Here is a 13,012-nt window from a genome sequence, read left to right as displayed (position 1 = left end):
GCACGAATTTTAGCTAGTTTGGTCAATTTTTGGTATTTGGCATAGGGTCAGCGGCTTTGCGAGAAAAGGTTAGACTTTGAGGTTTAAAGAGGTTGATACTCCGCCAAATTATTCGGAAAGGATATAATATGGCCGCACCGCGCAATATTCTGAAAGAGAACCTCGCAAATGGAAAAATGCAAGTAGGCCTCTGGATGGGCTTTGGGTCTGCGACGGTTGCAGAGATAGCGTCAAGAGCAGGTTTTGACTGGTGTTTGATCGATGCGGAACACAACCCTAACTCAGACAAAAGCGCGATGTCACAGCTTCAGGCAATGAATGGTGCGCCTGCACAGGCCGTAATGCGTGTGACCTCTGGGCAAGACTGGTTGTTAAAACGTGCTTTGGATATCGGGGTTCAGTCGCTGTTGGTTCCGTTGATTGATACAGCGGAAGAGGCGGCAGTGATGGCGCGCGCAGTCCGTTACCCGCCAGAAGGAAACCGCGGCATGGGGGCAATACAAGCGCGTGCCACCGGGTATGGTGCTGATTCAGACTATGTTGCCAGCGCAAACGAACAGATCTGTCTGATGGTTCAGGCAGAAAGCCGAAAAGCGATCGAAAATATTGATGCTATCGCGGCGACGGAAGGCGTCGATGTCGTCTTCATCGGGCCTGCTGATTTGTCGGCGGATATGGGGTACCCGGGGCAACCCGATGCGCCCGAGGTCGTTACAGCAATCGAATATTCTGTCTCGCGCATCCTGGCGGCTGGCAAGGCCGTGGGGACGATCACTTTCAACCCAGATCAGATAGGGTACTACAAAGCTTTGGGTGTAACCTTTCTGGGTGTCGGGGGCGACGTTGCAACGTTTGCGTCATCGGTTCGCGCTCTTGCGCGCCATGCACAAGAACAGATTAAGTAAGCAAGGCTTAACTAATTTCCAGCGGTATTTGACCGTTAATCTGTGACTGAAAGCGCGTTGCTGAACGAATTGGGGTTTTCCATACGGCAAAGACATGTAATAGGGACGCGTCAAACGAAGCATCCTAGGAGAACCCCCATGGAGATTCGCGAGGCACTTACCTTCGACGATGTTCTACTGGTCCCGGCCGCAAGCAATGTATTGCCGTCTACGGCTGACACAAGCACCTATGTGACCCGGTCGATCCGGATGAATATCCCACTTCTGTCTTCCGCAATGGACACGGTTACCGAGGCGCGCATGGCCATTGCGATGGCGCAGGCAGGTGGTATCGGCGTGATTCACCGCAACCTCGATATCGAAGAACAGGCGCGCCAGGTGCGCCGGGTGAAACGGTTTGAAAGCGGTATTGTCTTTAATCCGATAACGCTGACCGCGGATCAGACACTGGCTGATGCAAAACAACTGATGGAACGCTACCGTATAACCGGGTTTCCTGTCGTGGACGGTGACGGACGCGTTGTTGGCATTGTGACCAACCGGGATATGCGCTTTGCAACGGATGAAAAAACGCCAGTTTCTGTCATGATGACATCCGACAATCTCGCGATGTTGCAGGAACCCGCGGAACTGGAAGAAGCTAAAAGCCTGATGCAGGCGCGCCGGATTGAAAAGCTGCTTGTAACAGATGGTCAGGGCAAGCTCACGGGGTTGCTTACCTTGAAAGATACTGAACAGGCGGTATTGAACCCACATGCTTGCAAGGATGATTTGGGCCGCCTTCGGGTCGCAGCAGCCTCAACTGTCGGGGACGCGGGTTTTGAACGCACACAGGCGCTGATAGACGCGGGTGCAGACATGGTGGTGATCGACACCGCACATGGCCATTCCGAGGGTGTGGCACTCGCTGTAGAGCGGGCAAAAACCCTGTCTAATCAGGTTCAGATCGTTGCAGGTAACGTTGCCACTGCGGAAGCGACGCGGGCGCTTATCGGTGCGGGTGCAGACGCCGTGAAAGTCGGTATTGGGCCCGGCTCGATCTGTACGACCCGCATGGTTGCCGGTGTGGGTGTTCCGCAGCTTACAGCCATCATGGATTCTGCCGCAGGCGCAAGCGACACCAGCACTCCGATTATTGCGGATGGCGGTATTAAGTTCTCTGGCGATTTCGCAAAAGCAATTGCTGCGGGTGCATCTTGCGCAATGGTTGGCTCGATGATCGCCGGTACAGATGAAAGCCCGGGCGAAGTCATCCTTTATCAAGGTCGGTCTTTCAAGTCGTACCGGGGCATGGGCAGCCTTGGCGCAATGGCGCGTGGATCTGCTGATCGCTATTTCCAGAAAGATGCCGCCAGTGACAAACTGGTTCCGGAAGGTATTGAAGGGCAGGTGCCATACAAGGGGACTGCAAACGCAGTTATTCATCAGCTTGTAGGTGGCCTGAGGGCCGCGATGGGCTACACGGGGAATGGAACGGTCGAAGATATGCGGACGAAGTCACAGTTTGTGCGGATCACGGGTGCTGGTCTTAAAGAAAGTCACGTTCATGATGTTCAGATTACCCGTGAAAGCCCGAACTACAGAGCTATGTGAAGTATCAGAATGTTACGTCCCGATAGTGATGTGAAAAATGCGAATGGTTGTGCAGCATGACTCCCGCTGCGCGTATCGCCGCTGCCATTGATGTTCTGGATCAGGTTTTTGCCGGCAATCCCGCAGAGAAATCCCTGATCAACTGGGCACGTCGCAGCCGTTTTGCAGGATCGGGAGATCGTGCCGCCGTTCGCGACCATGTCTTTGACGCCCTTCGCAATCGAAAGTCTTATACGACGCTTGGCGGGGCTGAAAACGGACGCGGCGCCATGATTGGCGCTTTGCGGGCAAACAATCTCGATCCCGCACAAATTTTCAACGGCGAAGGTTACGCGCCATCATCACTTACACCCGAAGAACAAGCAGCAAGTGGCAACCTTTCTGATCTGTCAGAGTTGGTAAGGCTTGATTGTCCAGAATGGCTGGCACCCATGCTGCGCAATAGCCTTGGCGAAATGTTCGAATCCGTTTGCGGCGCTCTCAAATTTCGAGCTCCTGTATTCCTCAGGGTTAATTTACGGAAAACCTCGCGCGAAGGGGCTTTGGAAACGTTGTTAAAAGACGGGATCACAACAAAGCCACACGCTTTGTCTGAAACCGCTTTGGAAGTTGTGGAAAACCCAAGAAAAATCTTGAATTCTTCTGCTTTCCGCGATGGGTTGGTAGAACTTCAGGACGCCGGATCGCAGCATATTATGGATCAAATTCCGGTTGCAGCCGGGCAGCGTGTTCTTGACTATTGTGCAGGTGGCGGGGGCAAAACGCTTGCAATGGCAGCGCGGGAAAAAGCTGTTTTCTTTGCACATGATGTTGACCCATCCCGAATGGCTGATCTGCCAACGCGTGCGAAACGCGCGGGTGTTCGTGTCAAAATCTTAAGCAGCGATGATGCTTCCGCCGCCGCACCTTTCGATGTTGTTCTTTGCGATGTTCCCTGTTCGGGGAGTGGAGCCTGGCGACGAAGCCCCGACGCGAAATGGAATTTAACGAAAGATCGCCTTGAAGATCTTATCTGGGTTCAAGACGAGATTCTGCAAAAAGCTGCAACATACGTTGGACAAGACGGCACGTTAGCATTTGCTACCTGTTCTTTGCTGAACGAAGAAAACAGAGACCAGATCAATAAATTCCTTGAAAACAACTCCGATTGGCATCTGGCTAGCGAAACGAAGCTGACGCCTATTGAAGGTTGTGATGGTTTCTATCTTGCTATTCTAAAAAGAAAAATTTCAAAGAAAACGATCTAAAGTTTTTTTATTTCTTTTCCAGCAGCAAAAATTAAGCAGCGTTTAAGATTTTCGCGACGAAATAGCGAGGCCATGAATCGATTAAGGGCCTTTGCGTGAAACATCCGGAATTTACGACGAACTTTGAGACCAGATTGCTAACCCGACGAAAATTGGGCGCGTTTTTGAGTGCCGGAGTTGCATCGGCACTGTTCGTTCTCATAAACTCTTTACCACAGTCTGATTTTCGGATTTTTCTATTTGGGAGTGCCATAGTCCTCGGATTAGTGGTCTTATCACTAGGCGTGTTTGTTGCAGCCCGGGCGAGTTTTGAGAGTAAATACCTTCGTTACGTCGAAGCGATTTGTGGACGAGATAGCGCACAGTGCTTTTTTTCTGATGGCAAAGGGGTCGTTAAATATAAAAACTTCGCCGCGAGCGGTGGCCGCGCAGTACAACCTGGCCAGACGATGTCACAATCTCTAAGCGGTCTTTTTGCTCATCCTGAAACGGTCATTCGTCGTCTGAAAAAGAAAGCCATGTCCAGAGGCTCGGCTCAGGAAGACATTTTAACCAAACGGGATTGGTCTCGTATTTCTGTACAGCAATTATCCGGCGATGCTTTTCTTTGGCGTATTGAACATTTTGGTAATCTCGTTCCGAAGGACCAGTCTGCGGACACAGTAAGTCTGCCGATGCTGACGGCATCAAAAACCGGAACAGTCCTGTTTATGAACAAAGAAATGAGGCTTGTTTTGGGGGAGCGCGTCAAGACGCTTGATCGTATATTTACGCAGCTCCCGCTTCGAACGGGAACCAAGCATGAAATCGCAACCAAGAACGGCAAGATCACCCGGTTGATAACTGAAATTTCTGGTTCTGGCGGACGTAGGGAAATTTATTTCATTCCTGAAAATGAAATGAGCGAACAATCGCGGTTAAGTTTACCAAGCTTTGATGAACTTCCTGTGCCAATGCTGAAAATCGGGCGAGACGGCAATATTCTTGCGGGTAACAGATTGGCAAGAAATCTATTAGCCGACCCGCTTTTACCCGGAACGTCGGTTTCAGAGCTTGTTGAAGGTCTTGGCCGTTCTGTTCGCGACTGGCTGGAAGATGCATTTCAAGGCCGAGGTCATAAGAAATCCGAAGTTATTCGGGCGCGAAAACCAGAAAAAGAAGTATTTCTTCAAATCACGCTAAGCCAAATAACTCAGGGCGAAACACCAGTCCTGATAGCTGTTCTGACGGATGCCACAGAGTTGAAGACTCTTGAGGCTCAGTTTGTACAAAGCCAGAAAATGCAGGCGATCGGCCAACTCGCTGGCGGGGTCGCACATGATTTCAACAATCTGCTGACCGCGATCACCGGGCATTGTGATTTGTTACTACTAAGACACAAAAAGGGGGATCCTGATTTTAGTGACTTAACCCAAATCAATCAAAACGCTCATCGTGCTGCCAGCTTGGTCGGGCAACTGCTCGCGTTTTCGAGAAAGCAGAATTTGCAGCCCGAGGTGCTGAACTTACGCGAGATTTTGTGTGATTTGACACATTTACTCGATAGGTTGGTCGGTGAGAAAGTCCTGCTCAAACTTATTCATGATCCCGATCTACCACCGATACGGGCAGACAAGAGGCAATTGGAACAGGTTTTGATGAATTTGGTCGTGAATGCGCGTGACGCCATGCACGATGGTGGAGAGATCAGAATAGAAACAAAGGTCGAAACATTGAAGGGCCCTCTGCGGCGCGACCGGGCAGAGGTTCCCGTTGGTGACTACGTGACAGTTCGCGTTTTCGATACTGGAATCGGGATCGCAGCCGACAAGCTGACAAAGATCTTTGAACCCTTTTACACCACAAAAAAACAGGCGAAGGCACGGGGTTAGGGCTTTCAATGGCTTATGGAATTGTGAAACAGACGGGTGGTTTCATCTTTGTTGACAGCGTGGTCGCCCGCGAAACTGTTTTTACAATCTATCTTCCTTGCTATCAAACATCAGAAGTTAACGAAGCGCAGAAAGTCCTTTCACACTCGAAAGAAACTGAGAACGAAGAAGGGGAAGGTGTTGTGCTTTTGGTTGAAGACGAGGCGCCGGTACGTGCCTTTGCGTCGCGTGCCCTGAGATTAGGGGGATACACGGTTATCGAGGCAGATAGCGCTGAAGTAGCCCTTAAAACACTTGAGGATCCCAGTCTTGATGTCGATGTATTTGTTACAGATGTGGTCATGCCAGGTCTGGATGGGCCCAGTTGGGTCAGGCAGGCTTTGCGCGATCGGCCGGATGTCAAAGTCGTTTTTGTTTCCGGCTACGCGGAAGAAGCGTTTGAAGAGGGGCAGAAAAAGATTCCAAATTCAATCTTTCTACCTAAGCCGTTTTCTTTAAAGGACCTTACTCAAACGGTACGAAAGCAAATTCACTAAACTAGGGGTGGGCGGATTTTAACGCCTGCACTCGGACTTTAGCATAAAGCTCGAAGTCTTTGTTATAAAGTCTTTTTAACTCGAACAAAAGCGCAGGAGATAAAGACATTTCTTCCTTCGGAGACTTGTTTGCGTGTCCCAGTTCCAGAGAGAGATCCAACTTGTTTTCAAGAAAAGCAATAAGTTGGCTGAAGTGGGCGTAGTCAAAGATATGATCCACAAGGACGTTTCCATCCTTGTCGGTCATAAATTTGAACTGCGAACCGATATCCGCGTAGATGGGCCTTTCATCCGAAAGGTAAGATTCAATAAATGTGTCAAAACTTACTCCTTCCGTGCTCGCAGGCTTTCCCGCCAACTGGGGGCGTTTTCGATACCGGTACCAACTGGCCAACCAGTCAACGGGTTCGCGCATAACAGCGACGGTTTCGAATTTGATCACATCCTCGCCGGATGTTGCAGGAGCAAACTTTTTTTCAAACATGCGTGCAGTCATATGTTTTAGTCGCGGTGGATTTCGTAAAACGATATCTGCCTTAAGACACAAAGACGCTTCGATAGATGTTGTCCCCGTTTTCGGAACGGCGAGAAAAGCAAGCTTCTTACTCCAGAATATCAGCATTTCACTCTCACTCTCAGTCACCGCTGTAAATAGTTCTGAAGAGTAAACTACCTGTTAATCTTCGCAATCAAAAGTGGATAAAGAAATAATTTTGTTGAAATGTTCTCCTTTTGGTCCCATAAGGAATCGGAACAAGAGGTGAACAAGGGCAATGATTGCCGCCCGTACAAGGGTGTGGAATAAGGAAGCTTAAAATGGCGATGGCAGATATACTCGATATGACAAACAAACGCGACGCAGATAAACAAAAAGCGCTCGATTCAGCTTTGGCGCAGATAGAACGCCAATTTGGCAAGGGCTCGATCATGAAGCTCGGTCAGGAAGGCGCTGTACAGGAGATCGAGTCGAGTTCCACAGGTTCTCTGGGCCTTGATATTGCTTTAGGTATCGGCGGGCTGCCGAAAGGCAGGGTCATTGAAATTTATGGTCCTGAATCATCCGGAAAAACAACACTCACCCTGCATTGTGTTGCAGAGATGCAGAAAACCGGCGGCATTTGCGCCTTCGTTGATGCGGAACACGCACTTGACCCGCTTTATGCCCGCAAACTGGGTGTTGATATCGATGAATTGCTTATTTCGCAGCCGGACACAGGCGAACAGGCACTTGAGATCACGGATACGCTGGTCAGATCAGGGGCTGTGAACATGGTGGTCGTCGATTCTGTCGCTGCACTCACCCCAAAATCCGAACTTGAAGGGGACATGGGCGATTCCAGCGTTGGCGTACATGCCCGTCTCATGAGCCAGGCGATGCGCAAACTGACGAGTTCAATCTCCCGCTCCAACTGCATGGTCATTTTCATTAACCAGATCAGGATGAAAATTGGTGTTATGTTCGGCAGCCCGGAGACGACAACGGGGGGCAACGCGCTTAAATTCTATAGCTCTGTGCGCCTTGATATCCGCCGTATTGGCGCAGTGAAAGACCGGGATGAAATTGTCGGTAATGCGACCCGTGTGAAAGTTGTTAAAAACAAGGTGGCTCCGCCGTTTAAACAAGTCGAATTTGACATTGTTTATGGGGAAGGCATTTCAAAAAATGGTGAGCTTCTTGATCTTGGCGTGATAGCCGGAGTCGTTGAAAAATCCGGGGCCTGGTATTCTTACGGGGACGAGCGGATCGGGCAGGGGCGCGAAAATGCGAAGACCTACCTAAAAGAGAACAAGCGGGTCGCCTATGAAATCGAAGATAAGATTCGCGCAGCGCACGGGCTTGAGTTTGAAATGCCCCCGGAAGCCACAGACGAAGACATTTTGGAAGCGTAAACTAACGTTTCTTTTTGAAAGGGCCGGGGCAGAAAAACCCTGGCCCTTTTTACTTGCTGTGGACAGCGTTTGCCTGTGGGGCTAAACCGGGCGGGACTTAGAATTTAGCGCAAGTGAGCCACGATAATGCCGAGCCTGAATGATATCCGCTCGACCTTCTTAGACTATTTCAAATCCAATGGGCACGCTGTGGTCGACAGCTCTCCTTTGGTGCCGCGCAATGACCCCACATTGATGTTCACGAACTCTGGCATGGTGCAGTTCAAGAACGTGTTTACGGGCGTTGAACATCGTGACTTTACACGCGCCGCCACAAGTCAAAAATGCGTGCGGGCTGGCGGAAAGCACAACGACCTCGATAATGTTGGCTACACGGCGCGCCATCACACATTTTTTGAAATGTTGGGGAACTTCAGCTTTGGCGATTACTTCAAGGCAGACGCTATCCCATTTGCATGGGATCTGATCACAAAAGAGTTTGGCATCGACAAGGATAAACTGCTGGTCACCGTATATCACACGGATGACGAGGCTGCGAATATCTGGAAAAAGCATGCGGGTCTTCCGGACGAGCGCATTATCCGCATTGCGACAAATGACAACTTCTGGTCGATGGGACCAACCGGCCCCTGCGGCCCCTGCACAGAGATTTTCTTTGATCACGGCGATCACATCTGGGGCGGTCCTCCGGGTAGTGCAGAAGAGGACGGCGACAGGTTCATCGAAATCTGGAACCTCGTTTTCATGCAGTATGAGCAATTTGAAGATGGCCACCGTGAAGACCTGCCAAAACCGTCAATCGATACCGGCATGGGGCTGGAACGTATAGGCGCATTGCTTCAGGGCAGTCATGACAACTATGACACGGACTTGTTTAAGGCGTTGATCGAAGCGTCTGCCCACGCAACAAGCCAGGACCCCTATGGTGATAAAAATGTCCACCACCGGGTTATCGCAGATCACCTGCGATCGACGTCTTTTCTAATTGCCGATGGTGTAATGCCCAGCAACGAAGGCCGTGGGTATGTGTTGCGTCGTATCATGCGCCGCGCGATGCGCCATGCGCATTTGCTGGGGTCGAAAGACCCAGTGATGCACCGCTTGGTGCCAGCGCTTGTGACGCAAATGGGTGCTGCGTTCCCAGAGCTTGGACGCGCACAGGTTTTGATAGAAGAAACACTGAAAAATGAAGAAACCCGGTTCCGGCAGACGCTGGACCGCGGTTTGCGTTTGCTTGACGACGAATTGGAAAAGCTGCCCGATGATGCAGCGTTGCCCGGTGAATCCGCTTTCAAACTCTATGACACCTATGGTTTTCCGCTCGATCTGACGCAGGATGCGTTGCGCGAAAAGGGCAGGGCGGTTGACACTGATGGGTTCACCATTGCTATGGAAGCCCAGAAAGCAAAGGCACGTGCGGCCTGGACCGGCTCTGGTGAAGCGGCGGATGCCACCATCTGGTATGACCTCGCAGATAAGCATGGGGTTACGGAATTCCTAGGATACGAGACCGAGGTTGCCGAAGGCCAGATTCTAGCGCTTATAAAGGACGGTAAGAGCGTCGAAGAATCCGCGAAAGGCGCCAGCATTCAGGTTGTCGTGAACCAGACACCGTTTTATGGGGAAAGCGGTGGTCAGGTTGGCGACCAGGGCTTTTTGAAATCTGATACCGGCAAAGCGAAAATAATCGACACACGTAAAACCGCAGGAGTCTTTATTCATTTCGCCGAGGTGACAGAGGGCACTTTGGTCACGGGTACAGGCGCCGAACTTGTTGTTGATCATGATCGCCGCTCCGCGATACGTGCGAACCATTCGGCAACCCACCTGCTGCACGAAGCTCTGCGCGAAACGCTGGGGAACCATGTGTCTCAGCGCGGGTCTTTGAATGCAGAAGATCGGCTGCGGTTCGATTTCAGCCACGCCAAGGCGTTGACATCAGGACAACTGTCAAAAGTTGAAGAAGACGTGAATGCCTACATCCGTCAAAACACCAAGGTCGAAACCCGTATCATGACGCCGGATGACGCGCGCGCCCTTGGGGCGCAAGCGCTGTTTGGCGAAAAATACGGTGACGAGGTGCGGGTTGTTTCGATGGGTCACGATGCGAAGTCCGAGAAAGGGACTAATGGCGAAACCTATTCGATTGAACTTTGCGGTGGCACACATGTCCGCCAAACCGGGGATATCGGCGTGTTTGCACTGCTTGGTGATTCAGCATCTTCCGCCGGGGTGCGCCGGATTGAGGCGCTGACCGGAGAGGCCGCGCTGCGCCACCTTTCTGAGCAGGAAAAACTGCTTTCTGAAGTTTCCCTGATGTTAAAGGCACAACCCGCTGAGGTGGGTGACCGTGTCAAAGCATTGATGGACGAACGCAAAGCCCTGCAAAACGAAGTTGCCCAATTGCGCCGCGAACTTGCGATGTCAGGGGGGGCGGACGTTGCGCCGGAAACCCGTGACGTAGGCGGCGTTGCGTTTCTGGCGCAAACGTTAAGTGGTGTAAGCGGCAAGGACCTACCCCCATTGATTGACGACCACAAAGCCCGGATCGGGTCAGGTGCCGTACTTTTGATTGCCGATACCGGTGGAAAGGTTGCAGTCGCGGCGGGTGTCACAGATGATCTGACCAGCACGGTGTCCGCAGTTGATATCGTGAAAGCCGCTGTCGCCGCACTTGGTGGCAAAGGCGGAGGCGGCCGGCCTGACATGGCACAGGGCGGTGGTTCAGATTTCGGACAAGCAGACGCTGCTATAAAAGCAGCTGAACAGATATTGGAGAACTAAAATGGGCGCACTCTGGATCGCAAATGTGCATGTCACCGACGAAGAATCTTACGGAAAATACGCTGCTCTCGCGACAGGTGCGATTACTGCACATGGTGGCGTGTTTCTGGCCCGTGCGGGACGTTACAAGCAGCTAGAGGGAAATGACCGCGCACGTAATGTTGTAGCGCGTTTCCCGAGCCTTGAAGATGCCGAAGCTTGTTATAATTCGCCGCAGTACCAAGAGGCGCTCAGTCATGCGCGGGGCGCAGCAGAACGGGATCTGGTCATCGTAGAAGAAGTTTGAGCAGCCTTTCCCCACTGCGTCAGTTGATGACGATCCATGCGGCTGCTGGCCGTTTGGATTGGATCGGGCTGCGTCCCGCCCGCCGCGAAGCCATGACTGCAGCAGGCACCGCAGAAGTAACGTTTTCTGGTTTGGTTGGTGATCGCCACCCAAGCCCGGGGAAACGCGCTGTTACCCTTATTCAGGCAGAGCATTTGCCGGTTATCGCTGCCCTCTCTGGCGCGACCGAAGTAACCCCGGAAAGGTTGCGAAGGAACCTCGTGGTAAGCGGTATCAACTTGTCTGCACTTCGCGGCGCAACGATTGAGATTGGAACGACTATTTTACAGATCACCGGACCCTGCGCCCCCTGTTCGCGGATGGAGACAGAACTTGGGACAGGAGGTTACAATGCAATGCGCGGACATGGTGGCTGGACAGCCGAGGTTTTGACCGAAGGCCAGATACAAGTTGGAGATCTTGTGAAACCGGTTTCCGTGGATCGAGCCGAAAAAACAAACTTGAAAACCTAAGACCAAGCTTTGCCCCTATTAAATCCAAATGTCGCGAATACCTTTTTCCGGACAAAGCTGGCAAACGAGATTTTTCACTAGATTAGAACGGCAAGTTCATCATTTGACTTATTTTGGAAAATAATTCCATGCTGGAATGACAAAAATTCAAGCTAGACTATGGATTGGAGTGTGACATGTTCCCTTCTCTTGAAGACGCGAGAAAGCTGGCAGATGCGCATTGTGCGGCCTGGAGCTCATCTTCAGCAGGTAAGGTTGCACAAAGATATTCAGCACAAACTAGTTTTGCCATGAACCGCAGCGACCCAATGACTTCGCGAGCCGAAATAACGGAGATGGCAAGCGGATTCATGTCGGAGTTTCCGGATTTAAAGCTCACCTGCGATACCGTTTTGGCTGCAGACCATCACATTGTCTATGCTTGGACCTTCGAAGGTCGTCACGTAGAAACCGGAAACCTGGTCCGCTTTGGTGGATGGGAAGAATGGGACTTGGACGATAACCTGCAAGTTACAAAATCCCTCGGCTGGTATGATGTTGAAGATTACAATCGGCAAATTGCTGGATAACTCGTGCTAGCGGCGTTCCGGAAACTACTTAGAAAAGAGCCATCGCTATACAGGGCCATGTTGGGCCCGTAGCGGTCGTTAGCCAAGCTGGTTTTAATTTTTGGGGCTTGCCCTGCCGTAAACTTGGCCACAACCGCAGATCAAAATCACGAATTGATGCACCACATTTATATGTGCACTATGTAACTAATCAGGGGGTGAGTGCATCTTTTCCATGTAGGCTGCTGAAAGTACGGTCTTAAGGATGGAAAGCAAAGATCAAGAAAATTGATTATTTTTGAAAAGGAAGAAAACTATGAGCAATCTTATTAAGCGGCGGACGTTTTTGAAAGCGAGCGCGATTTCCGCTGTTGCTCTCGTACCAGCGTCTGGACCTTCATTGGCAACGGCTTCATCAGCTTCCGGAGGATTTACCTACGAAGTCACCCGCACCCGGGCGGAATGGCGCGCGCTGCTTAGCAGATCAGAATTCAGAATCCTGCGACGCGGCGGAACCGAGAACCCAAACAGCAGCCAGTATAGCCGCCGAATGCCTCGAGGTACCTATAAATGCAAAGGTTGTGGCCTGACGCTCTATGAATCATCCTGGAAAGTGGTTCTTGATCTCGGTTGGGTTTTCTTTAAACACTCGCGTCCCAATGCTGTCCTGACCAGCATTGATGACAATCCCTCTTATGATACGAGCGCAATGTCCCAAGATGCCATGATAGAAGCGCACTGCCGCAGATGCGGCAGCCACCTTGGCCATATCGTAAATGTTCGAGACCAATTGCTTCACTGCATCAATGGTGCGTCTCTTCGTTTCGCGCAAGCCTGAGC

Annotated in this window: 12 protein-coding genes; 11 read left to right on the top strand and 1 reads right to left on the bottom strand. The window is 51.2% G+C overall.

Annotation, left to right across the window (positions count from 1 at the left end; all coding sequences use genetic code 11):
• The first annotated feature begins 128 nt into the window (after window positions 1–128).
• The 5 genes from MWU63_RS02160 to MWU63_RS02140 all read left to right on the top strand — a co-directional run bounded on the left by MWU63_RS02160 (window position 129) and on the right by MWU63_RS02140 (window position 6,152).
• Entirely contained in the window at window positions 129–905 is a 777-nt protein-coding gene (locus MWU63_RS02160) for an HpcH/HpaI aldolase/citrate lyase family protein (protein ID WP_247076818.1), read from the top strand.
• Between the two features lie 138 nt (window positions 906–1,043).
• Window positions 1,044–2,498, top strand: a complete 1,455-nt coding sequence (guaB, locus tag MWU63_RS02155) for an IMP dehydrogenase (RefSeq protein WP_213887803.1) — start codon at window positions 1,044–1,046, stop codon at window positions 2,496–2,498.
• 56 nt (window positions 2,499–2,554) lie between these two features.
• Complete coding sequence (locus MWU63_RS02150; RefSeq protein ID WP_213887804.1) at window positions 2,555–3,745, top strand: RsmB/NOP family class I SAM-dependent RNA methyltransferase; 1,191 nt, start codon at window positions 2,555–2,557, stop codon at window positions 3,743–3,745.
• A gap of 449 nt (window positions 3,746–4,194) precedes the next feature.
• Complete coding sequence (locus MWU63_RS02145; RefSeq protein ID WP_247076816.1) at window positions 4,195–5,616, top strand: ATP-binding protein; 1,422 nt, start codon at window positions 4,195–4,197, stop codon at window positions 5,614–5,616.
• Window positions 5,617–5,624: 8 nt separating this feature from the next.
• A complete protein-coding gene (locus MWU63_RS02140) occupies window positions 5,625–6,152 on the top strand; it encodes a response regulator (RefSeq protein ID WP_247076814.1) in 528 nt (175 codons plus the stop codon).
• A gap of 1 nt (window position 6,153) precedes the next feature.
• On the opposite strand, the gene MWU63_RS02135 is transcribed toward MWU63_RS02140, so the two are convergent.
• Complete coding sequence (locus tag MWU63_RS02135; RefSeq protein ID WP_213887806.1) at window positions 6,154–6,774, bottom strand: sulfotransferase family 2 domain-containing protein; 621 nt, start codon at window positions 6,772–6,774, stop codon at window positions 6,154–6,156.
• A 200-nt stretch (window positions 6,775–6,974) separates the two neighbouring features.
• On the opposite strand from MWU63_RS02135, the gene recA reads away from it, so the two are divergent.
• The 6 genes from recA to MWU63_RS02105 all read left to right on the top strand — a co-directional run bounded on the left by recA (window position 6,975) and on the right by MWU63_RS02105 (window position 13,010).
• Complete coding sequence (recA, locus tag MWU63_RS02130; protein ID WP_213888145.1) at window positions 6,975–8,042, top strand: recombinase RecA; 1,068 nt, start codon at window positions 6,975–6,977, stop codon at window positions 8,040–8,042.
• Window positions 8,043–8,168: 126 nt separating this feature from the next.
• Window positions 8,169–10,826, top strand: coding sequence for an alanine--tRNA ligase (alaS, locus tag MWU63_RS02125; RefSeq protein WP_247076812.1), 2,658 nt, complete (start codon window positions 8,169–8,171; stop codon window positions 10,824–10,826).
• 1 nt (window position 10,827) lies between these two features.
• A complete protein-coding gene (locus tag MWU63_RS02120) occupies window positions 10,828–11,112 on the top strand; it encodes a DUF1330 domain-containing protein (protein WP_213887808.1) in 285 nt (94 codons plus the stop codon).
• Between the two features lie 26 nt (window positions 11,113–11,138).
• On the top strand, window positions 11,139–11,624 hold the full coding sequence (locus MWU63_RS02115; protein WP_213887809.1) for an MOSC domain-containing protein: 486 nt from the start codon (window positions 11,139–11,141) through the stop codon (window positions 11,622–11,624).
• Between the two features lie 176 nt (window positions 11,625–11,800).
• On the top strand, window positions 11,801–12,193 hold the full coding sequence (locus MWU63_RS02110) for a DUF1348 family protein (protein ID WP_213887810.1): 393 nt from the start codon (window positions 11,801–11,803) through the stop codon (window positions 12,191–12,193).
• 295 nt (window positions 12,194–12,488) lie between these two features.
• Window positions 12,489–13,010, top strand: a complete 522-nt coding sequence (locus tag MWU63_RS02105) for a peptide-methionine (R)-S-oxide reductase (RefSeq protein ID WP_213887811.1) — start codon at window positions 12,489–12,491, stop codon at window positions 13,008–13,010.
• Window positions 13,011–13,012 lie beyond the last annotated feature (2 nt).

This window comes from Pseudohalocynthiibacter sp. F2068, from assembly GCF_023015645.1.
In the GTDB taxonomy this organism is placed as follows: domain Bacteria; phylum Pseudomonadota; class Alphaproteobacteria; order Rhodobacterales; family Rhodobacteraceae; genus Pseudohalocynthiibacter; species Pseudohalocynthiibacter aestuariivivens.
The sequence above is the reverse complement of the archived record's forward strand: the minus strand, read 5'-3'. Positions and strand labels throughout refer to the sequence as shown.